The sequence below is a fragment of the Thalassotalea psychrophila genome (assembly GCF_031583595.1).
In the GTDB taxonomy this organism is placed as follows: Bacteria; Pseudomonadota; Gammaproteobacteria; order Enterobacterales; family Alteromonadaceae; genus Thalassotalea_A; species Thalassotalea_A psychrophila.
The window spans coordinates 3,794,406-3,817,286 of the sequence record NZ_CP134145.1; the positions used below are offsets into that span (position 1 = coordinate 3,794,406).

At 37.8% G+C, this 22,881-nt stretch carries 21 protein-coding genes; 18 read left to right on the forward strand and 3 right to left on the reverse strand.

What is annotated here, in order from left to right:
• Window positions 1-199 precede the first annotated feature (199 nt).
• The 3 genes from pdsR to RGQ13_RS15705 are packed head-to-tail and all read left to right on the forward strand — an operon-like array spanning window position 200 to window position 3,680.
• A complete protein-coding gene (gene pdsR / locus RGQ13_RS15695; RefSeq protein ID WP_348390687.1) occupies window positions 200-895 on the forward strand; it encodes a proteobacterial dedicated sortase system response regulator in 696 nt (231 codons plus the stop codon).
• Window positions 896-907: 12 nt separating this feature from the next.
• Window positions 908-3,076: a proteobacterial dedicated sortase system histidine kinase gene (gene pdsS / locus RGQ13_RS15700; RefSeq protein ID WP_348390688.1), complete on the forward strand. Its 2,169-nt coding sequence runs from the start codon at window positions 908-910 to the stop codon at window positions 3,074-3,076.
• 28 nt (window positions 3,077-3,104) lie between these two features.
• A complete protein-coding gene (locus tag RGQ13_RS15705; RefSeq protein ID WP_348390689.1) occupies window positions 3,105-3,680 on the forward strand; it encodes an SOS response-associated peptidase in 576 nt (191 codons plus the stop codon).
• A gap of 14 nt (window positions 3,681-3,694) precedes the next feature.
• Here the strand turns inward: RGQ13_RS15705 and RGQ13_RS15710 are convergent, their stop codons facing one another.
• Both RGQ13_RS15710 and ubiT read right to left on the reverse strand, forming a co-directional pair.
• Complete coding sequence (locus tag RGQ13_RS15710) at window positions 3,695-4,369, reverse strand: GAF domain-containing protein (RefSeq protein WP_348390690.1); 675 nt, start codon at window positions 4,367-4,369, stop codon at window positions 3,695-3,697.
• A gap of 132 nt (window positions 4,370-4,501) precedes the next feature.
• Window positions 4,502-4,975 carry a ubiquinone anaerobic biosynthesis accessory factor UbiT gene (gene ubiT, locus RGQ13_RS15715; RefSeq protein WP_348390691.1) on the reverse strand — a complete coding sequence of 158 codons (474 nt, stop codon included), beginning with the start codon at window positions 4,973-4,975 and terminating at the stop codon, window positions 4,502-4,504.
• Between the two features lie 144 nt (window positions 4,976-5,119).
• Here ubiT and ubiU point away from each other — a divergent pair, with 144 nt between their 5' ends.
• The 11 genes from ubiU to RGQ13_RS15770 all read left to right on the forward strand — a co-directional run bounded on the left by ubiU (window position 5,120) and on the right by RGQ13_RS15770 (window position 15,970).
• Complete coding sequence (gene ubiU / locus RGQ13_RS15720; protein WP_348390692.1) at window positions 5,120-6,115, forward strand: ubiquinone anaerobic biosynthesis protein UbiU; 996 nt, start codon at window positions 5,120-5,122, stop codon at window positions 6,113-6,115.
• 10 nt (window positions 6,116-6,125) lie between these two features.
• Complete coding sequence (locus RGQ13_RS15725) at window positions 6,126-6,998, forward strand: U32 family peptidase (RefSeq protein WP_348390693.1); 873 nt, start codon at window positions 6,126-6,128, stop codon at window positions 6,996-6,998.
• Window positions 6,999-7,168: 170 nt separating this feature from the next.
• Window positions 7,169-7,528, forward strand: a complete 360-nt coding sequence (gene folX, locus RGQ13_RS15730; RefSeq protein WP_348393416.1) for a dihydroneopterin triphosphate 2'-epimerase — start codon at window positions 7,169-7,171, stop codon at window positions 7,526-7,528.
• A 17-nt stretch (window positions 7,529-7,545) separates the two neighbouring features.
• A complete protein-coding gene (gene folM, locus RGQ13_RS15735; RefSeq protein ID WP_348390694.1) occupies window positions 7,546-8,268 on the forward strand; it encodes a dihydromonapterin reductase in 723 nt (240 codons plus the stop codon).
• 53 nt (window positions 8,269-8,321) lie between these two features.
• Window positions 8,322-9,002: a GTP cyclohydrolase I FolE gene (gene folE, locus RGQ13_RS15740; protein WP_348393417.1), complete on the forward strand. Its 681-nt coding sequence runs from the start codon at window positions 8,322-8,324 to the stop codon at window positions 9,000-9,002.
• A gap of 47 nt (window positions 9,003-9,049) precedes the next feature.
• Window positions 9,050-9,310 carry a DUF5062 family protein gene (locus tag RGQ13_RS15745; protein ID WP_348390695.1) on the forward strand — a complete coding sequence of 87 codons (261 nt, stop codon included), beginning with the start codon at window positions 9,050-9,052 and terminating at the stop codon, window positions 9,308-9,310.
• Window positions 9,311-9,543: 233 nt separating this feature from the next.
• Window positions 9,544-10,623, forward strand: a complete 1,080-nt coding sequence (locus RGQ13_RS15750) for an efflux RND transporter periplasmic adaptor subunit (protein ID WP_348390696.1) — start codon at window positions 9,544-9,546, stop codon at window positions 10,621-10,623.
• Window positions 10,624-10,633: 10 nt separating this feature from the next.
• Window positions 10,634-13,720, forward strand: a complete 3,087-nt coding sequence (locus RGQ13_RS15755; RefSeq protein ID WP_348390697.1) for an efflux RND transporter permease subunit — start codon at window positions 10,634-10,636, stop codon at window positions 13,718-13,720.
• Between the two features lie 202 nt (window positions 13,721-13,922).
• Window positions 13,923-14,294, forward strand: coding sequence for a DUF3718 domain-containing protein (locus RGQ13_RS15760; protein ID WP_348390698.1), 372 nt, complete (start codon window positions 13,923-13,925; stop codon window positions 14,292-14,294).
• 307 nt (window positions 14,295-14,601) lie between these two features.
• On the forward strand, window positions 14,602-15,225 hold the full coding sequence (locus tag RGQ13_RS15765) for a DUF1326 domain-containing protein (RefSeq protein WP_348390699.1): 624 nt from the start codon (window positions 14,602-14,604) through the stop codon (window positions 15,223-15,225).
• Between the two features lie 79 nt (window positions 15,226-15,304).
• Window positions 15,305-15,970 (forward strand): DUF2182 domain-containing protein, encoded by a 666-nt coding sequence (locus RGQ13_RS15770; RefSeq protein ID WP_348390700.1) that lies wholly within the window; start codon window positions 15,305-15,307, stop codon window positions 15,968-15,970.
• Window positions 15,971-15,977: 7 nt separating this feature from the next.
• Here the strand turns inward: RGQ13_RS15770 and RGQ13_RS15775 are convergent, their stop codons facing one another.
• Window positions 15,978-16,781 carry an alpha/beta fold hydrolase gene (locus RGQ13_RS15775; RefSeq protein WP_348390701.1) on the reverse strand — a complete coding sequence of 268 codons (804 nt, stop codon included), beginning with the start codon at window positions 16,779-16,781 and terminating at the stop codon, window positions 15,978-15,980.
• 282 nt (window positions 16,782-17,063) lie between these two features.
• Here RGQ13_RS15775 and RGQ13_RS15780 point away from each other — a divergent pair, with 282 nt between their 5' ends.
• The 4 genes from RGQ13_RS15780 to fdhD are packed head-to-tail and all read left to right on the forward strand — an operon-like array spanning window position 17,064 to window position 22,869.
• Window positions 17,064-17,558, forward strand: a complete 495-nt coding sequence (locus tag RGQ13_RS15780; RefSeq protein WP_348390702.1) for a formate dehydrogenase subunit gamma — start codon at window positions 17,064-17,066, stop codon at window positions 17,556-17,558.
• Entirely contained in the window at window positions 17,559-19,187 is a 1,629-nt protein-coding gene (locus RGQ13_RS15785) for a formate dehydrogenase beta subunit (RefSeq protein WP_348390703.1), read from the forward strand. It begins immediately after the preceding gene.
• Entirely contained in the window at window positions 19,187-22,078 is a 2,892-nt protein-coding gene (fdhF, locus tag RGQ13_RS15790; protein WP_348390704.1) for a formate dehydrogenase subunit alpha, read from the forward strand. The genes RGQ13_RS15785 and fdhF overlap by 1 nt, the downstream gene beginning before the upstream one ends.
• Window positions 22,075-22,869 (forward strand): formate dehydrogenase accessory sulfurtransferase FdhD, encoded by a 795-nt coding sequence (gene fdhD / locus RGQ13_RS15795; protein ID WP_348390705.1) that lies wholly within the window; start codon window positions 22,075-22,077, stop codon window positions 22,867-22,869. Before fdhF ends, fdhD begins: the two co-directional genes overlap by 4 nt.
• The last annotated feature ends 12 nt before the right edge of the window (window positions 22,870-22,881 follow it).

A 22,881-nucleotide genomic window follows, 5' to 3' on the forward strand; every position in this document is an offset into this window, starting at 1 on the left:
ATACTTAAGTTGCAGTTAAGTTTTTTTGCCCTAACTTTCAATGACTTCATTAAACTCGATAAAAATGACAATCCAATTATTCTAAAATGAACTTTTAACGCGCAATTATGACCAATTATGATGATTAGCCTGTTATCCTTAACAATTGAAACATTTAAGATATATTGGCGTAATACAGTCCAACAACTAAGAAAAAGAGATGATGAGCAAACGAATTGCAATTGTTGAAGATGATGAAGCGATCAGAGAAAATTATGCCGACGCTTTGCGTAAACAAGGCTTTGTGGTGCAAACCTATAAAAACAAGCAAACAGCTATCGATGCGTTTGAATTATCGCTGCCGCATTTAGCCATTTTAGATATAGGGTTGGAAGATGAATATGATGGTGGTTTTGATTTATGTCGCTATCTGCGTGATAAGTCTGAAACGTTGCCGATTATATTTTTAACCGCTCGAGATTCAGATGCAGACTTAATTAGTGGCTTACGTTTAGGCGCTAATGACTATGTAAGTAAAACAATGAGCTTTGCCAATTTAAGTGCCCGTATACATGCTATTTTGAATTACCTCAAATTTATCGATAAGCCGATAATCGAAAATAAAGTAGACCGCGGCGAGCTCTGTATCAATAAAGATAGATTAAGCATTCATTGGCAAGACAAATTAATAAACACCACCATTACTGAATTTTGGATGGTTTACTCTTTAGCTTTAAATCCAGGACATGTAAAAAATAAAGAGCAGCTAATGACAGACGCCAATATAGTCGTTGATGACAACACAGTTACCGCTCACATCAAGCGCATTCGTAAAAAGTTTGCCTCACAAGATAGCACCTTCAATTGTATCGATACAGTATACGGTATGGGGTACCGCTGGCATGATGGGAAATAAGGGATTATCAGTTTGCGCTTAAGCATCACCATAAAGTTAATGTTTTTTGCCAGTTTTTTACTGGCTATTCCAATGATAGGTTACAACTATATTTGGGATATGGAAAAACACTTGCGCAAAGGTCAAGAACAAACCTTAATGAACAATGCTAAGGCACTGGCAACAGCATTACATGAGCGCGAGAATTTATTTAATAATCAGGCCAGCTATAAAGATGCCTTGGTTAAAGGCAAAGATTTTTTTCCAAGTGAAATTACTAAAGCAATAAAGCTGGATGGGCTTGAAAATGACTGGCTCGAACACGCTAATAGCAAAAGCATTAACCGTTATAACCACCTTAACCAAATTAACTCTACTCTTAGCGAAGCAGAAGTTAGCTTAAATTTTAGTTCGCAAATAGGTCGATATAAAGACTATGTATACGCAATATTAACAGTTACCGATGACAAGGTATTATTTCGCCCTCAAAATGCTTTATCGGTTATTGAAAATGATCATATTGAAATAGCAACGCTTGACCAAAACCAAGAATTTTCTCGCTATGTGATAAGTAACCATAGCCCCGGATGGGTTAGCGCATTTAAAATGCCCAAAGCAGATGTAGATACTCCCCCACAAAATGAAACCGCAATACAAGGCCAATGGCAATTAACCAAAGACGGCTATATTGTCGAACTTAGAATTAAAAAAGCATTACTCGGTGAAAAAGTAGGTTTTAGTATTACCGATGTTGACTCATTTAAAAAACCAATTCAAAAGGTTGTTATTGGCACCGCTGATACTCAAAACTCTAATGACTTAGGTACACTTACGGTGCCTTCACCCAAAATTGAAAGTATTATTAAGGCCATGGGGCGCAGCCATTCAAAAATCAGTGTTGTAGATAAGCATCAACAACTGTTAACTGAGCATGGTGATATTCAAAATGCGGCTGGAGATTGGTCTGATAATAATTTCTATCTTGAAAAAGACACTTGGTTTAGTCAAATAAGAGACTTGATCATTAACCCTTTTTATCAATACTTTTTAACTAAACCACCAAAAATATTCACCATTGAACAGTTTGAAAATCGCCGTCATAAAAACCGTCATGTTCAGACAGCAATTGACACCGGGAAGCTAACCTCAATGTGGTGGACCACCAATGATAATAAAGCGGTTATTTTGTCTGCGGCGCATCCGATTTATGTCGACAACCAAGTAAAAGGTGCGGTAATTGTTGAAGAAACAACCCATGGTATTCGCAGCATTCGTAATAAAGCAGTTGAAGGTATATTACTGACCAGTATTTTCATTTATTTATCGGTAGCGGCATTATTTCTATATACCCTAAGGTTGTCATTTCGTATTCGTAAACTACGTAATCAAACCGAAGCCGTAGTTGATGAGCAAGGTAAAATAAAGTCCAACTTACCCTCTACCAAAATAAACGATGAAATTGGTGATTTATCAAAAAGTTTTACCAATATAATTAGCCAACTTGGCCAATATAATAACTATCTACAAAATATGTCTTCACGTTTATCACATGAACTAAAAACGCCAATATCTGTGGTACGTTCATCACTTGAAATGATGGAAAACCAGCAATTACCACAAGACAGTCAAGTTTATATGAAGCGCGCAAAGGATGGTATAAACCGTTTAAATTCAATGTTAATGGCAATGAGTGAAGCAACTCATTTAGAGCAAGCATTGGCAACATCTGAGCGTGGTGAATTTGATCTTGCCGCTTTAGTTGAGGGTTGTAGCCAAAGCTACCAACAAATATATCAGCAACAACAGTTCAATATCAATATTACTAATAAACCCATATTTATTAACGGCTGTGATGAGCATATAGCGCAACTCTTTGATAAGTTAATATCGAACGCTGTTGAATTTAGTAACAACGGTGATGATATTAAGGTTAATTTAGCGCTAGAAAATAGCAAGAAACAGGTTATGTTATCGATAGAAAATAAAGGCACTTTATTACCAGAAAAGATGCAGGCTAATATTTTTGATGCCATGGTTTCTGTGCGTACTGAAGAGCAGAAAAAACAGCCTCATTTAGGCATTGGCTTATATATTTGTAAATTGATCAGCGATTATCACAATGGCACTATCATTGCTGAAAATTTATCAGATAAAAGTGGCGTAAGGTTTATACTTACTTTACCTGTAGCCCGATTAACTTAGATAATAGTAATGTAGAAAATATCAATTTATGTGTGGACGATTTTCAGTAAATAAACAGCAAATAGAGTCATGGGTGACCAGCAATTTACTCAGTCCATTTGCGTGTGCTGATAATAGTGACTTATGCCCTAGCCAATCGGTAAGTACTATAATAGAGACAGGTGGAGAACTTGCCCAGCAAGATACTTTGTGGGGGATAAAGCCAGCATGGGCAAATAAGTTGTTAATTAACGGACAAGCTGAAAGCATTACTGAAAAACCAACCTTTAAGCAGGCTTTTAAAAAGCAGCGCTGCCTCATTCCATTTTCAACTTGGTTCGAATGGAAAACTGATGAGCAGGGAAAAAAACAGAAATATCAGTTTGCTAATAACACCACAACGCCATTATTGATGGCAGGGATTTATTATCAAGCTAAAGATGGTGATAAGCCTTTGCTGGTCACGTTAACCACCGAGTCTACCGAGCAATGCTCTCAATATCACAGCAGAATGCCACTAATAATTGCACCGAACTCTGTAAATGAATGGTTTAGTGATGATATAGAATTAGTTGCACCATTGCTGGCAACGATAGAGCAACCTTTCCAAATAACAGCGGCTTAAAGCAGCTTTGTGAATTAGTTTGCTTTTATTTCTTTTGAGTAGTCGTCTTGCTCAATAGAAAATTCTTTAGAATGGGTCATGTAAGGATGGTCTTCTAAAAAGATCTCAATGGCACGTTTTACTTTATTACCGATAAAATCAATTTTGTCATCAAAGAAATTTTTACGATGATCTTCAGAATCAAAAATACCAATTACATCACCGTCTGGTCCAAATATAGGGCAACAAAGCTCCGATTTAACTTTCGCATCACAACGATAATATGGACCGTCGTGGGTATCAACATCTGGAATATAATATTGCTGTTTTTCCATGATCACACGAGTATTAATCGACTTTTCTAAGTGCTCTTCTGAGATCTCAAATTCAGCTTTACTCATTTCACCGTTGTAAACGTACTTAACCAACTTGTCGCCATGGCGAAGGTAAATACCAAACCACAATACATCAGATTTAATGTGGATCCAGCGCACCAAACGGTTTAAACGAGCCAGTAAATCTAACAAATTAGCTTTCTGTTCAGCGCTATCAATATATTGCATTAAGTCATAGGTATTTCCTGCAACCTTATAGATTGGACAAGTACCGTCTGCGTTTAACTCAGGCTCAATATAAGTTAACAAATGATCATGGTTATCAAGGGTGTTAATTGGCTCATAAAGAACCCCTAATATGTCAAATAATCGCATTTGCTTTACCTATAAAATGTTATGTTAATAAACCATTAATTTAGATGTATAGACGTCTAAATGAAAAATCTATTATACAGAAGATTGTTCTGATGCCAACACATTTTATTATTTAGCAGAAAACAGAAACAATTATAGTATTTCGGCGTAGGCGACAATTGGCTTAGTTAAAAGCTCAGGAAGCTGATTAAGCTCAACTCGATCGAGTAAATTTTTTACTGCAAGCCCTAACTCAACATCACCTTCAATCAATAACTTGCGTTTAAAAAACAAGGTGTCAGGGTCAATAGTTTGTGATGCTAATAAAACAAATGAATTAAAGTCTCCGCTGATCACTACATCGCTATTTAGTTGTGTCTTGCTCATATGACTAACATTGATTTTTTCATCCTCGACGGTAAAAAACCAAGACTTATTGAGGTCAGTTACTTTTATTTCTAGGAATACCTCTTCTAAAAAATCTAATTCGCCATCTTCAAGTTGCTCTTTAAGTGCGTTATTAATCGCAACAGTAATAACCTTACTTTGAATTGAACCAGGAACAATATGACTTGATACATGAGCTATTTTAGGCAGGATTTGACAAAGTTTTTTGGGAAGTTTCATAGGTTCTAAATAAAAGGTTAGTAGTTTCAATATAAACAAGATAACAAATTATAAATATCTATTGTTTAATCCATATCAAATATATATCTAACTGATTAGTTAGAATAATCTCGCATAAAAATAACTAAGAGTATGATCTTCCCCATGGAATTACTTTGCCCAGCCGGTAGCCTGCCTGCAGTAAAAACAGCCTTAGAGCATGGCGCTGATGCAATATTTATCGGCATGAACAATGAAACTAATGCTCGCCACTTTGCCGGCCTTAATTTTAACGATAAACGAATTTTGCAAGCCGCCAACTTAATTAATCAAAAAAATAAAGACTTACATATAGCCATTAATACCTTTGCCAAACCTGGTGAATTCAGACATTGGCAATATGCCGTAGATAAAGCGATAGATATAGGTGCAAAAGCATTAATTATTGCTGATATGGCGGTACTTGATTACGCTGCAGATAAATATCCAGATGCTGAAATTCATCTTTCAGTGCAAGCTTCTGCCACCAATAAAGCTGCGATTGATTTTTACAGAAATAATTTCAATATTCATCGCGTTGTATTGCCTAGAGTATTGTCGCTTCAACAAGTAAAACAACTGTCTCGTCAAACTAACATTGAACTTGAAGTCTTTGCTTTTGGCAGTTTGTGTATTATGGCTGAAGGTCGATGTTATTTATCTTCTTATTTAACTGGTGAAAGCCCTAATACTGTTGGCGCTTGCTCGCCAGCAAAATATGTCGACTGGAAACAAACTGAAAATGGCTTAGAGTCACGTTTAAATGATGTATTAATTGATCGCTACCAAGACGACGAAAATGCCGGCTACCCTACTCTATGTAAAGGTCGATTCAAGGTAGACGATAATCTTTACCATGCCCTAGAAGAGCCAACGAGTTTAAATACTATTGATTTAATTCCTGAGCTTGCCAAAGCAAATATTGCTTCGGTAAAAATTGAAGGCCGACAACGCAGCCCTGCTTATGTTGCCACGGTAACTCGATTATGGCGACAAGCTATAGATTGCTATAAAAAAGATCCTGAAAACTATAAAGCTGATCCAACCTGGATGAGCGAGCTTGGTAATATTTCTGAAGGCTCACAAACAACACTAGGTGCCTATCACCGCAACTGGCAATAGAGGAAAAGTAATGAAGTATTCATTAGGTGCAAATCAATTCTATTGGCCAAAAGCAAAGGTTGAAGAATTTTACCAACAAGCAGCATATTCAAATGCTGACATTATATACTTGGGCGAAACTGTTTGCTCAAAACGACGAGAGCTTCGCCAAAAAGATTGGCTTGAGCTTGCTAAGGAATTAGCAAATTCAAATAAACAAATAGTATTGTCTACAATGGCACTTTTGGAAGCCCCGTCAGAAGTATCAATACTTAAAAAATATTGTGATAACGGCGACTTTATTATTGAAGCAAATGATGTTGGCGCAATTGAGTTTTGCCGACAAAACAGGGTTGAATTTGTTTGTGGACAGGCAATAAATGCCTACAACGCCCCTGCTTTAAAGCGCTTAATTAATATGGGAATGCAGCGCTGGGTAACACCGGTTGAGTTAGGCCGAGATTGGATCAAACATACCTTAGATGATTTAGCCAACCAAGGGCTACGTGACAAGTTTGAAGTTGAAGTTCAATCTTATGGGTATTTACCGTTGGCCTATTCTGCTCGCTGTTTTACTGCAAGAAGTGAAAACAAAAGTAAAGATGATTGTCAGCTGTGTTGTATCAATTACCCAAGCGGGCGAATTGCCGACAGCCAGGAAGATAAACAACTGTTTGTATTAAATGGAATTCAAACTATGTCAGGTGATTGTTATAACTTAAGTAATGACATAACAAGTATGAAAGACTTGATAGACATAATCCGTATAAGCCCACAAGCAGAAGATACGTTCACTGTACTGGATGATTTTATAGCTAAAGAACAACAACCAACATTTGAAAAACTACCAAACAATCATTCGAATGGTTATTGGCATCAAATCGCTGGAATGGACACTATTTAAACAACTTCACCAAAAATGAACAAGAGTATAATTTTACTCTTGTTTCCCCTCCGTAAAATCATTATCGATCGTTTCATTGTATCTACAAGTTGTTATACTAAAAAAAAGCATTGATAGAGATAAGCATGAGTTCGGTTCAAAATATACGAAATAAAACCAATACATTAATAATGGATGACGCAACCATTGATATCATCAACTTGCGCTTACGTACCTATATTGGTTTTAACCCCGAAGAGATAAGTAAACAACAAGACATCGTTATTAACGCACGAATTAGCTACCCAGCAGGAAATGCTTGCACTACTGATGAAGCAGCACAAGCGTTAAACTATAAAACAATTACCAAAAAAATGATAAGCCATGTTGAAGGTGGAAACTTTAAACTGTTAGAAAAGTTGACTTCAGATTTATTAGAAATTGCCATGACTTCCAAACTTGTAACCTTCGCAAAAGTTACCGTAGAAAAGCCGCATGCGTTGCGCTTTGCTGATTCGGTATCACTTACCTTAAGTGCCAAGCGTAAATAATTTGTGGTAGGTAATTTATGATAGACAATGCAATAGTTATCACCGGTGGAGGGCAACGATTAGGCTTGGCATTCGCAAAAGCCTTACATAGTAAACTTACGCCTGTAGTAATTACCTATAGAGCTGAACGTGAGTCAATAACTGAACTACAAAACCTTGGCATAATCTGTATCAAAGCGGACTTTTCAACCGATGAAGGCGTTGCTAACTTTAACCAATTCATTCAAAGTAATTGTTCTTCGTTAAAAGCGATAATACATAATGCGTCCGACTGGTTAGCCGAAAGCGCCGCAGTTTCCCCTAGTGAAACAATGCAAAGTATGATGCAAGTCCACGTACAAGCCCCCTATCAGCTTAATTTATTCTTGCAGCCTTTATTGGAAAATTATTACCTACAAACATCTAACGCAGCTGATATAATTCACTTAACTGACTTTGTAGTTGGTAAAGGCAGTAAAAAACACATAGCATATGCCGCAAGTAAGGCTGCATTAGCCAATTTAACACTTTCTTTCTCTGCCCTCTTAGCACCTAAAGTAAAAGTAAATTCTATTGCACCGTCGTTACTTATGTTCAATGAAAACGACAGTGACAGCTATAAACAAAAAACTTTAAAAAAATCATTAATGCAAATAGCCCCAGGTGAAATTGAAGGGGTTGAAGCAGTACAGTACTTACTAAACAGTAGGTATATCACCGGCCATACACTACACTTAAATGGTGGCCGACATTTAGCTTAAAACCATAAAAGCTAAACTAAGTATTAATAACTGAGAAAATTATAATGAATAGCATGCAAGCAAAAAAACTAGCTAGCATTAGTAGCAACAAAGCAAGCAGTCCTGCGGCTAAAATTGTACAAAAAGCATTAATAAATGCCGGTTTAGAAACGCCTTTGCAAAGTAATAACAAACTCAGTAATGATGAAAAATATCAAAAGATAAAGCAATCATTCACTGATATTTGTGACACTCTAGGGTTAGACTTATCCGACGATAGTCTTCAAGAAACGCCTCATCGTATTGCTAAAATGTACGTGCAAGAAATTTTCTCCGGTTTAGATTACAGTAACTTTCCAAAAATTACTGTCATCGATAATAAAATGGCTAATGATGAAATGATTATGGTTAAAGACATCAACCTAACCAGCACTTGTGAACATCACTTTGTCACCATAGATGGCTTAGCAAAGGTTGCTTATATTCCTGGTGATAAAATTATTGGCTTATCTAAAATCAATCGTCTGGTTCGCTTTTTTGCCCAACGGCCACAAGTACAAGAACGTTTAACTCAGCAAATTTTGATCTCATTAAAAGCACTATTAGACACAGAACATGTTGCGGTAACAATCAATGCCGTGCATTATTGCGTGAAAGCTCGTGGCGTTATGGATTCAAATTCAAGTACCACAACAACAGCCTTAAGCGGTTGTTTTAAAAGTAACCCCTCGACTCGCAGCGAATTTTTGCAATAATATTTATCCCATTTGGTATAAACATTCCCCCTTTATATGGAACGCGTATGAAAAAAATTAAAAATGAACAGGCTTTATTAAAAATAGCCCTTAGTGTAGGTGAAAAATACGCAATAAATAGAGGTTTTAAAAGTTTTGGTGCAACCGATGCATCCAAACAAAAGATTGAAGCTTTATATCGTTTGTTAGTACAAGATAAATTAGTTCATCCACTTCCAGAAGATAAAGAAGATTTATTAAGTATGAAGCATAAGCTTGCGCTGTGGATACAGAAACAACTTCCTGAAGGTCATGAATTACTAAAATAGATTTACTATCTGATATCAGTTTATATACTCACTGATATCAGATAAATTAAATAGAATTAGGTGTACTTAATTCTATTTTCACTAAATAAGTGCCTGCACCGAAACATCTGGCAACATTTTATTAACATTTAATATAGCTATATTAGTTTTGAACTCTTAAAATAAGCGCCTAAATCTTCCCTTAACCATATTAGTTTGGTTATTTATACTGCTTAACACTATTTGGACTTACCATGAACTTTAAACCCTGGTTAATTACCTTGTGTCTGTTATCTCTTGCCTTGTTCAGTTTATACCAATACAAGCAATTACTTATGTCTCCTAATGCCGCAGAACAACATTTTGAACCCGCTGCAACCGTAGATGCAGTCACAGTATCTTCCATTTCATTTCAAAAAAAAGTACAAGTGAATGGTGAAATAAAAGCAATAAAACAACTTGAATTAAAAAATGAGTTAGCAGGAAAAATTATAAAACTAAATTTAATTTCCGGCAGCAAAGTATTCAAAGACCAAATTCTGATTGAAATACAACACACCCAAGAAAAAGCGCAATTAATAGCGGCTAATGCCCAATTAACCTTAACTAAAAATAGCTTAACACGTTATAAAACCTTAAAAGAAAGTAACGAAGTTAGCCAAGAATTAGTAGATAACGCAGAATCAGGTTTTGCTACCGCACAGTCTAACGTCATTTTATTGCAAGATAGTATTGCTAAAAAGATTATAAAAGCCCCATTTGACGCAGTAGTGGGTATTAATGAACTAGAGTTAGGGCAATACCTTGATAGTAATACCTCAATAACTACATTAGTTGGCGTTAATGATTTTATTTGGGTCGATTTTTCACTCCCACAAACTTATGACGACTTAGCAGTTAATACTGAAGTTATGCTCAGCAAAGTTGGCTCTGATGAATTACCAGTCAGAGCTGAAGTAATAGCAATTAACCCAAGCTTATCGGCTAATTCTCGACACTTAAAATATCGCGCGAAAGTATTAAAATCGACATTACCTCTACGACCCAATACGCTAGTAAATGTTAGCGTCCCAGTTTCAGCTAGTAAACAACAAATAGCCATTCCTGATCTAGCTCTTACTCATGACCAGTTTGGTGATTACGTGTTCGTGCTCCAACCTCAAGATGACGGAAGCTATAGAGCAAAGCGTCAAAAAGTAATTGTTTTAGTACGAGTAGCTGAGCAAGCAATCATTAGTAGTGGCTTACAAAATAAGCAGATCGTAGCAACGGATGGTGCTTTTAAGTTGCAAGAAGGTATGAAAGTATTTATCAATAAACTAATTGCGGATTAGGGTAAGTATTATGTTTAAGACCTTAAAATCTAAAAACAGTTTAATGGATGTGTTTGTACACCGACCAGTGCTATCGATTGTATTATCAATTGTTATTTGTCTGTCGGGTCTATGGGCAGCATTTAGCATACCGGTGATCCAATTTCCACAAATGGAGAGTTCATCTTTAGTTATCGAAACCTACTATACGGGCGCATCTGCCAAGGTGGTAAAAGGTTTCATCAGTGATCCTATCGAACGCGTTGCTTCGACCATACCTGGTGTTGATTATGTCGATTCGGTTACTAGCTCAGGAACAAGTAAGGTAACAGCTTGGTTGAAACTCAATGAAGATAGTACCAGAGCGTTAGCAGAATTGAATACTAAGCTAAGTCAGATTAGATTTGAATTACCAGAAGGTGCGCAAGATCCATCGGTTTCAGTGGTAAGAACCGACCGCTCTTTTGCAGCATTTTACTTAAATGTTGACTATGGCGACCTAAATAAATCGCAGGTATCTGATTATTTGAATAGGCAAGTGAATCCAATTTTAAATAATGTTGATGGGGTACAACGAGTACAACTAGAAGGTGGTCGAATTCCTGCCATGCGAGTTAACCTAGATACTGCTCGTTTATCTACTTTTAACCTCAGTACTGATGAAGTTTTTAATGCCCTGAGAAATAACAACTCTATTGCCACCATGGGTTATAGCCAAAATACCAGACAACGTATCGACATAGTCACAAATTCACAACTCTCAACAGTTGCTGAATTTGAAAACCTTGTGGTCAAGCGTATAGACCAAGATGTTATTTATCTAAAAGATATCGCAGAGGTATCTTTAGGCGCTGAAGAAGCAAATTTAAGCGCCCGAATAAACCTTAGTGACACAGTTTATATTTCAGTATGGCCATTACCTGGCGCAAATGAAATAACTATTGGTAACGGTTTGTATAAAGCGGTTGATCAAATTAACTTAAATTTACCATCTGGTATGCATATTGATTTTGCCTACGACGGTACGTTGTACATGCGTGATGCATTGAAAGAAATTGTTATTACATTATTAGAAACCGTTACGATTGTTGGCTTGGTAGTACTTCTTTTAATGGGTTCGTTTAGAGCTGCTTTAGTACCCTTAATCACTATACCTATTTCTATTTTAGGCGCTATTGCGGCAATGTCGCTAATGGGGTTTTCGTTAAATTTACTAACTGTATTAGCCATTGTATTATCTGTTGGCTTGGTTGTTGATGATGCAATTGTTGTTGTTGAGAATGTCTCTCGGTTTATGCGAGAAGGTATGACGAGAAGACAAGCAGCATTACTAAGTTCAAGACAACTACTTGTGCCAATAATCTCAATGACATTAACTCTTGCTGCCGTATACGCACCGATAGGCTTCTTGTCAGGACTGACCGGAATGTTATTTAAAGAGTTCGCCTTTTCGCTAGCAATAGCGGTTATAATTTCGGGCATTGTTGCTGTCACATTATCGCCAATAATGAGTGCTCACGTATCAGCTAAAGGTGGTCAAGAAAGTAAACTTACAATCAAGATAAACAATATATTTACTACCTTGCAAAATACTTATGCAAAAGCATTAAAGAAAATTTTTACGTTAAAATATCAAATACCCTTCATTGCCATCGTGGTGAGCTTATTAACGATACCTTTTTATTTATTTTCATCAAAAGAATTGGCGCCAATAGAAGATCAAAGCCAGATTATTATAATGATCCAATCTCCAGCTCAGTCATCACTTGATTATAATATTAAAAATACGGTTAAAATGACTGAAAGCTTACTGAAAATTCCAAATACAACAGAAATGTGGCAGGTAGTTTTTGGCTCAGGTGGGTTTGGCGGCCTAGGTTTTGTAAAGCCACATCAGCGTGATGAAAACATCGCTGAGCTTGTTCCTTCGGTGTATATGGACTTGGTTAAAAATCCAGGGGTAAATTCACTGCCAATATTACCACCATCTTTGCCTACTGCGGGGCAATTTGATATTGAACTTGTATTAAAGTCATCATCTTCATTTGAAGAAATGAAAGTATATGCCGATCAACTTGCTGATGCGGCACTTACAAGTGGTATGTTCTTATTTGCTCAATCTGACCTGCAGATAGATTTACCTAATATAGAATTAACCATAGACCGAAGAAGGCTAGCTGATTTAGGACTAAATTTTGCTGAGGTGAATCAACAATTAAGCGTATTTTTATCAAGCAATTACGTTAACCGCTTTGATTTAAATGGTAAAGCCTATCAAGTGATACCTATGGTTGAAAATGAAGTGAGAGGGAAGCCTGAGAATATTTTGAATTTAACCATTAAAGTTCCTAATGGAGAATTCGTTCCGGTCTCCAGTTTTGCCACTTTAAATTGGATCACAGGCCCTAGACAGCTTACGACTTTTAGCCAGTTAAATTCCGTAAAAATTTATGGCGGTGTATTACCGGGCATAAGTAAAGAACAAGCATTAACAGCCATTGAGAAAGTGGCTACAGACATTTTGCCAAAGTCATATAGTATAGATTACGCCGGAGAATCAAGACAAATTAGAAAAGAAGGCAACACCTTAATGACAGTGTTAATGGTTTCTTTGATTATTGTATTTTTGATTTTAGCAGTGCAATTTAATAGTTTTAGCGATCCTTTAGTGGTATTGCTTGGATGTGTGCCACTAGCTCTTTCTGGCGCTTTATTATTACCATTTATTGAACTAACCACCGTCAATATTTATTCGCAAATAGGCCTAATCACACTGGTTGGACTTATAACTAAAAATGGGATTTTAATTGTTGAATTTGCCAATCATGTGCAAGAACAAGGAAAGAGTAAACTCGAAGCTGTAATTGAAGCCGCTACCACAAGATTGCGACCAATTTTAATGACTACTGGCGCTACTGTTTTTGGCCATTTCCCGTTAGTACTTGTTACAGGAGCAGGAGCGGAAGCGCGAAATAGTATTGGTATCATATTAGTTGCAGGTATGCTTATTGGAACAATATTTACATTAATTGTTTTACCAATATTTTATTTATGGTTTGCAAAGAAGCGCGATAAACTAACCGGTGATGAATTACTTTCAGCACATGCTTTTACATAGCCTACCTCCAATAAACGCTTCGCATTTGAAGCGTTTACTTTATAAATGATATTGCCTCAACTCTCCCCGTAATTAATTAACTAAAAACCGGCTAAAAGCATAATATTTACTATACTTAGGTACCCCCTTAGCTTTTGTGCTCTGGTAATCCTCTGCACCTGCTAAGACAGTATGTTGTTCACAATTGGTAAAGGAGGGTATTATGAAGTTTGCCAATTTGTCGATTTTAGCCCTATTAATAGGGGCATCACCTGTAACTTTAGCAAGTCAATATAAGTTTGTTGCTACTGATAATAACCCGTTAACTAAAATTTGCTTGGCGGCCGTTCAAGACAACCTACTTCGTTACACGCGGGTGGTTAAAAATAATGGCTTTACTTATCAAGTAATTGCCAATCACCTTAAGTGCAATGATCAGAATATTGCTGATTTTGCTTATTCTTATAATTCAATACGAACGGCAAAATTTATTAATGTTTATAGAAAACATGCAGTTTCTTTTACCGAAATAGCGGTACATAGTTCGAGTAAAGGTCCGCATGATATTGAGGTTATTTATATTACTTCAAAGTAGTTAAATAGTAATAAGTAAATAAATTAATGGCTTATACCAAGTCTACTAATTATCTGCTCATTTTTACTGGTTAAAATAAATAACTACGGCGTTATAAAATATTTAAGTAGAATAGCTACTTATAAAATTTTATACCTTGTATTTATCCATTTTTCCTCACTAAAAAGTAGATCACATAATTAATAGAATTGGTATTATACAATTAGCTTTGTAGACGGCTGCGAGTCAAAAAAACTACTGTTACCTTGAGAATAAAGATTTGTATTTTTTGGACTATACTTAACCCACTTTTACAAAGGAGTTAATTATGTCTAACGAACATTCTTGGGCATTATCCATGCACCAGATTGAAAGTTGTAGCTGTAGTCATGGGTGTGGATGCCAATTTGCAGGTTTTCCTACTAGTGTAAATGGTGGCTGTGATGCCATTTTAGGTTGGCAGGTTATAAAAGGCCATTTTAACGAGTTAGATTTGTCTGGCTTAAAAGCTGTGTTTGTTGCGATGTGGCCAAAAGCTATGCATGATGGCGAAGGTAAAGGCGCACTGTTTATTGACCGAGCAGCCAGTGAAGAACAAGTAACCGCTTTAGCGACTATTTTTTCAGGTCAGGCAGGTGGTATGCCTGTTGAAGCCATAGCAACATTATTTTCAGAGTTTGAAGGGCCAATAATTAGCGATATTGCAATGGATCCACAAGATCATACCTCTACCGTTTCTATTGCCGGCATTTTAGAAACAGGTCAGGCACCGCATATAAATCCAGTAACAGGTGAGGAGAATAAAGTTCATATTACCTTCCCTGAAGGCGGTTTTATGTGGAATGATGGCTTTGCGGGGAAAACAACAACGCTGAAGGTCGAGCATGGTAATTTAGCGTTTAATTATTCAGATACCTTTGCCGCAAAAGCAATTGTTAATTGGCCGACTTAATCAAATTGGTTTAATAGTACTGTTGCAAAACATAATTAATAAAGGGTTAGTATTAATAACCATAGGACTGCTCATATATATGAGTTGGTATTATATGCTTTATGGTATGACCATGAACATGGAACCTGTGGCTACTTGGTCTTCTGCTGACATTGCCCTTTTATTTATGATGTGGGCCATAATGATGGCAGGAATGATGCTGCCGTCTGCCCTACCTGTTATATTACTTATTGATAAATTAAACCAACAACGCCAACAACGAGGAGCTAGCTATACGCCCACTATATTCTTCTCTCTTGGTTATTTAATTGCTTGGGCTATTTATAGTGTTTTTATCACTATTATTCAAACTTGGTTACATCACCTCGAATTACTCAGCCCGATGATGGATAGTGCTAATTTACAATTTAGTGCCATTATTCTTATTATTGCCGGTATTTATCAATTCACCCCTTTTAAACAAAATTGCTTACAACTATGCCGATCTCCTTTAGCTTTAATATCAGGAGACTGGCAAGAAGGCATAAAAAGCGCGATCAGTTTAGGATTAAAGCACGGTAGCTATTGCGTGGGCTGCTGTTGGTTTTTAATGGCAATATTGTTTGTAACAGGTGTGATGAATTTACAATGGATATTAATACTAACCTTGGTAGTTTTAGTTGAAAAAGTAGTACCAAAAGGTGAGGTAGTTAGTAAGTATTTAGGAGCGTTACTTATTATGCTTGGGCTTAGCTATTTATTCTAAAAAATTATCAATTGTTGCCATTATTCTTTATAAATTCAATAGAGTGCTGATTAAACTCTTGCGGCTTTTCTACATTACATACATGCCCACAATTACTAATTTCAGTAAGTTGACTACGACTATGTTTGGCAACCATTTCTTTCACTGGTCGCATAAACATATGATCATTTTCACCCATCAAATATAACGTTGGTGTGTTAATTTCATTCTCTTTGTAATACTTCATTAGTGGATTTACATCTGCGGCAAGTTTAAACCAACGTTTAAACTCTTTTTGACAAAGCTTCTTCGCATCTTTAATAAACATACCACGAGATTCAACCTGACCTTTTTGCGGCATTAAAATATAGGCAAATAATCGGTATAGCCACATATAAGGCATTACATGTTTAAAAAAGTCACCAATTTTAACCAGAGTATTAGAGCGAAAATCAAACCGTGTGACTGCGCCGCCTAAAACCATTGTTTTAACTCGACTAGGTGCAAGCTCTGCCAATTTTTGAATTAATATTGTGCCAAGTGAAATACCAACAAAGTGTGCACCTTTAATTTTTAAATGGTCGAGCACTTGCACAATATCTAGTGCGACATCATTAAAGGTATAGCCATGTTTTAGCATTTCTTTGAAGGTAACCGCAGCCGAACGACCATGACCTCGTAAATCAATAAATACTAAGTTGAAATGCTTCTTATATTCTTTAATTTGCTTAAACCAAATACTTGAGCTGCCGCCAGCGCCATGCACAAAAACAACCCATTCTTTGCTGTCTGGGTGTAAATAAGTTTTGTGATAAAGCATTGCTGCGTTCATATATAGGCCATTAATAAATCAATGCGCTAATCATACCATGTAGATTTTAGTTATTAGTACAACTTTTATAAATTTTAAATAAATAAGGACTGATGATAATAAGAAATAAAATTGCTATTTTTTAATTAGTGTCGCAACCAAAACTTTAGTGGTTACTAAATACTAAATAGACGCTATATTAATGAAATATGCATTTAACACTTTCACTTAATAGATCAGAAAAGGTATATAATAAAAGCATTAAGTCGGAATAATTCAACCGGTTCGAGATGAGATAAAACCATGACCATTGACGAAATAAAAAAGAAAACGCAGCAAATTGTTGCAAATAAAAAATCCTTACCTGGTGCTCTGTTACCTATTCTTCATGATATTCAACATGAATTTGGTCATATACCTGAACAAGCATTATCTATAATTGGTCAATCATTAAATCAAACCGAAGCAGAAATTTTTGGCGTGATCAGCTTTTATGCCCATTTTAGAATGCAACAGACAGGTCGACACGTTATAGAAATTTGTCGAGGTGAAGCATGCCAATCTATGGGGTCAAAGTCGCTAGAGCAAGCAGCTCAATCTCAGCTTGATATTAAATATAACCAAATATCAAAAGATAATAACTTCACCTTAGAGCCTGTTTATTGCTTAGGTAATTGTGCTTGTGCACCCTCAGTAAAAGTTGCCGAAACAGTTTATGGCAGAATGGATAGTGAAAAATTTGCAAGACTTACCGACAAGCTTAGTACTTATAAGATTAATGTTGGGGAGATTGTTTAAATGACTACTACTGTGTTTATCCCTAGAGATACTACGGCATTATCAATGGGGGCTGACGATGTTGTACAGGCGCTAAAGTTTCAAAGCAAAGCTATAACTGATGATATAACAATCGTTCGTAATGGCTCGCGTGGATTATTTTACTTAGAGCCCCTGGTAGAAGTGATGACGCCAAAAGGGCGTGTTGCTTATGGTCCGGTACAAGTTGAAGATGTAGAGTCATTACTTGCCCAAGGATTGTTAGATGGAAACAGCGACCATCCATTGTATTTAGGCTTTACTGAAGAAATTCCCTTCCTTGCTAAACAACAACGTTTAACGTTTATCCGTGCAGGTATTATTGATCCAACAAATATTGATGAGTACATTGACCATAGCGGTTTTTCCGGATTAACAAACGCGTTTGCGATGCTCGACCAAGATAATGACAACGGCCGACAAGCAATAGTCGATGAAATCAAAACCTCTGGTTTACGCGGACGAGGCGGCGCGGCATTTCCAGCAGGTATAAAATGGCAAACCGTATTAGACGCTAAAGCAAAAGCACCCGAGCAACAAAAATACATTGTGTGTAATGCCGATGAAGGCGACTCAGGTACATTTTCTGATCGTTTATTAATGGAAGCCGATCCTTTCTGTTTAATCGAAGGCATGATCATTGCCGGACTAGCAGTAGGTGCTAGCCAAGGCTATATTTATTTACGTTCTGAATATCCACAAGCTAAAAATATTTTAGAGCAAGCGATCACTATCGCCTACCAACAGCACTATTTAGGTAAAGACATACAACAAAGTGGTCAAACATTTGATTTGGAAGTAAGAATAGGCGCCGGCGCTTACATTTGCGGCGAAGAAACGTCACTATTAGAAAGCCTTGAAGGCAAGCGAGGTTTAGTACGAGCCAAACCGCCATTACCTGCAATCGAAGGCTTATTCGGTCAACCAACAATCGTTAATAATGTGATCAGTTTGGCCTCAGTACCAATTATTATGGAAAAAGGTGCGCAATATTATCAAGATTTTGGCGTTGGTCGCTCGCGCGGCACTCTGCCCTTTCAATTGGCTGGCAATATTAAACAAGGTGGTTTAGTTGAACTGGCATTTGGTACAAGTTTAGCTGACTTAGTTAATGATTTTGGCGCAGGAAGTTATAGCGGTAAGCCGATAAAAGCAATTCAAGTAGGAGGCCCGCTTGGCGCCTATTTACCTGAACATCAATGGCCGACTGAACTCGATTACGAAGCGTTTGCAAAAATGGAGGCGGTATTAGGTCATGGTGGCATTGTTGTTTTTGATGATAGCGTAGACATGACGGCACAAGCGCGCTTTGCTATGGAATTTTGTGTAGCAGAATCCTGCGGAAAATGTACTCCATGTCGTATTGGCTCCGTCAGAGGCGTAGAGGTCATCGATAAGATGACAAAAACTCATCAAGAACGAAGTGAAAAATCTACTGAACAACTTGCTGAGCTTAATACACTTTTAGTTGATCTTTGCGATACTATGACCGACGGCTCGTTATGTGCAATGGGAGGTATGACACCTATCCCTGTACGTAGTATTCTCAACCACTTTAGCGATGATTTTGTAGCTACAACGGATAAATTCAATGTTAAGGAGACAAACTAATGGTTGATATTTATGATCCGAGAGCGGACCAAAACCAAGGATTAAACTCTAGTAATCTTAATGATTTAGGCACGCCATTTGTTGATTCATCGCAACAGGTTACATTAACCATCGACGGTCAGAACATATCGGTACCAAAAGGCACCTCGGTGATGCGTGCCGCTGCTTTGTTAAATATCGCGATCCCGAAACTTTGTGCTTCAGATAATCTCGAATCATTTGGCTCATGTCGTTTATGTGCAGTAGAAATAGATGGCCGTAAAGGCATGCCGGCTTCGTGTACAACACCCGCAGAGCAAGATATGCAAGTGTTTACGCAAAACGCAAAAATTGCGCGTTTACGTAAAAACATCATGGAATTGTACATTTCTGATCACCCTTTAGACTGCTTAACCTGCCCAAGTAATGGTGACTGTGAATTACAAGACATGGCAGGTGCTGTTGGTCTACGTGAAGTGCGCTATGGTTTTGATGGTGACAACCACCTTGATGCTGCTAAAGATACTTCTAACCCTTATTTTACCTTCGAACCGAGTAAATGTATTGTTTGTTCTCGTTGTGTTCGCGCCTGTGAGCAAGTACAAGGAACCTTCGCGCTAACCATTGACGGTCGAGGTTTTGATTCAAAAATATCAACCGGTTATAACAACGACTTTATCAGTTCAGATTGCGTTTCTTGTGGCGCCTGTGTGCAAGCCTGCCCAACGTCAACGTTAACTGAAAACAGCATTATTGAACAAGGACAACCCGAGCACAAAGTTACAACAACCTGTGCTTACTGTGGCGTTGGCTGTTCGTTTGATGCTCATATGCAAGGTGAAAAAGTTGTGCGTATGGTGCCGACAAAAGATGGCGAAGCCAACCATGGCCACTCTTGTGTGAAAGGACGTTTTGCTTTTGGTTATGCCACCCATCAAGATCGTATTACCAAGCCGATGGTTCGGGATCATATCGACCAAGCTTGGCGCGAAGTAAGCTGGGATGAAGCAATACAGTTTGCCGCAACTAAATTAAAGAGTATTCAACAAAAATACGGAAAAGATAGTATCGGCGGTATTACTTCTTCTCGTTGTACCAATGAAGAAACTTATTTAGTACAAAAATTAATCAGGGCTGCATTTGGTAACAACAATACCGACACTTGTGCTCGTGTATGTCATTCACCAACAGGCTTTGGTTTAAAAGCGACACTTGGCGAATCAGCAGGTACGCAAACTTTTGATTCAGTAATGAGCGCGGACGCCGTTTTAGTGATTGGTGCTAACCCAACCGATGCGCACCCTGTTTTTGGCTCTTTATTAAAAAAACGCCTACGCCAAGGGGCAAAACTTATTATTGCCGATCCTCGTAAAATAGATTTAGGTAAAAGTCCGCATGTGCATTTAGATCATCATTTACCTTTACGACCTGGCACCAATGTGGCGTTTATTAATGCGATGGCTCATGTCATCGTCGATGAAGGGTTAGAAGATAAAGATTTTATTGCACAGCGCTGTCAAACCAATGATTACCAACAATGGTACAGCTTTATAAAAGATCCTCGTCATTCACCAGAGCATACTAGCGATATTACAGGTATTGATGCTAACGATTTACGCCAAGCCGCACGTATTTATGCCACCGTTAACAATGCCGCGATTTACTATGGATTGGGGGTTACAGAACACTCCCAAGGCTCAAGCATGGTAATGGGTATTGCTAACTTAGCGTTACTTACCGGCAACATTGGTCGTGAAGGCGTTGGGGTTAATCCATTACGAGGTCAAAATAACGTGCAAGGGTCATGTGATATGGGCTCGTTTCCTCATGAGTTGCCGGGGTATCAACATGTGGGTAATGATCTATTTCGAGAAAAGTTCGAGCAGCATTGGCAAGTAACGTTAGATGCTGAACCCGGCCTGCGTATTCCAAACATGTTTGACGCTGCGATTGATGGTACGTTCAAAGGTTTATATTGCCAAGGTGAAGATATCGCTCAATCGGATCCAAATACCCATCATGTACAAGCGGCATTAGGCTCATTAGAATGTTTGATCGTACAAGATATTTTCCTTAATGAAACGGCAAAATTTGCCCATGTATTCTTACCAGGCTCGTCATTTTTAGAAAAAGATGGCACGTTCACTAATGCCGAGCGACGCATTAATCGCGTAAGAAAAGTGATGACACCATTGGCTGGATTAGCGGATTGGGAAGCCACCATGGCTCTTTCAAACGCACTTGGCTATGAAATGAATTACCAACATCCTAGTGAAATTATGGACGAAATTGCCGAGCTAACACCAAGTTTTAGCGGCGTAAGTTATGAGAAGCTCGACCAACTTGGCAGTATTCAATGGCCATGTAACGATGAAAACCCTATTGGCACGCCTACCATGCATGTAGATAGTTTCCCGATAGGTAAAGCTACCTTTGCGGTTACCGAGTATGTTGCCACCAGTGAGCGAGCAAACCGAAAATTCCCATTACTGTTAACCACGGGGCGTATACTTTCTCAATACAATGTTGGCGCACAAACTAGGCGTACCGATAATCAAATTTGGCATGACAAAGATGTGTTAGAAATTCATCCTCATGACGCTCAGGAACGCGGTATTGTTGATGGTGACTACTTAGGCATTAACAGCCGCAGTGGTGATACCGTACTTATTGCCAAAATTACTGAGCGAATGCAACCGGGTGTGGTTTACACCACCTTCCATCATCCAGAAAGTGGTGCCAATGTTGTTACAACTGATAATTCAGATTGGGCGACAAATTGTCCAGAATATAAAGTTACTGCGGTGCAGGTCAATAAGGTTTCATCACCTTCAAAATGGCAAGAGCGTAATAAAGCATTCGATAAAGCGCAAATAAATTTTCTGCCGAAAAAGAAAAAAATAACGCAATGAATGTTCAGCAAGTAACGAGAAAAATTAGAACTACAGCGCAAACCCAAGAGGATACTGATTGGGTTGTTAGTGAGCAAGCGATAGCATTAGTGTATAACGGTATTTCACATGCCGTTATGATGGCAACACCTGCTGATTTGCATGACTTTGCCCTGGGTTTTAGTTTGAATGAAGGTATTATCGAACGTGCAACTGACTTATTAGATTTTGAGATCAATGAGCAAGCTCATGGTATAGAGCTAGACATTACCCTTAATTCTCGACAATTCTCAGCCTTAAAAACCAAACGTCGCAGTTTGGCTGGAAACAGCGGCTGTGGTTTGTGTGGTGTAGAGTCGTTAGCACAAACCATAAAACAACGCCCCAGCCTACCGCAAAGCTCGTTGGTCAGTTTAGCTGCATGTAAAACAGCTATTGAGCAATTTACCGATAAGCAAGCACTGAAAAAGAAAACCGGTGGCGTTCATGGAGCGGCATTTTGCTCAACAACGACAGGTGAAATATTGTTGATACGCGAAGATGTAGGACGCCATAACGCCCTTGATAAGTTAATTGGCGCATTAGCAAAAACTAACAGTGAATTGACTTTAAGCGCAGGCTTTATATTAGTGTCTAGCCGAGCGAGTTATGAAATGGTTGATAAAACCATTGCCTCAGGCATTCCTCATTTAGTGAGTATGTCAGCGGCCACTAGTAAAGCAATTGATTGGGCCAAACAACATCAATTAAACTTAATTGCCTTTGCGAATAGCAATCGACAAGTTATCTATGCTGATAACTCAAATGCCTAGTTAATCAGATAA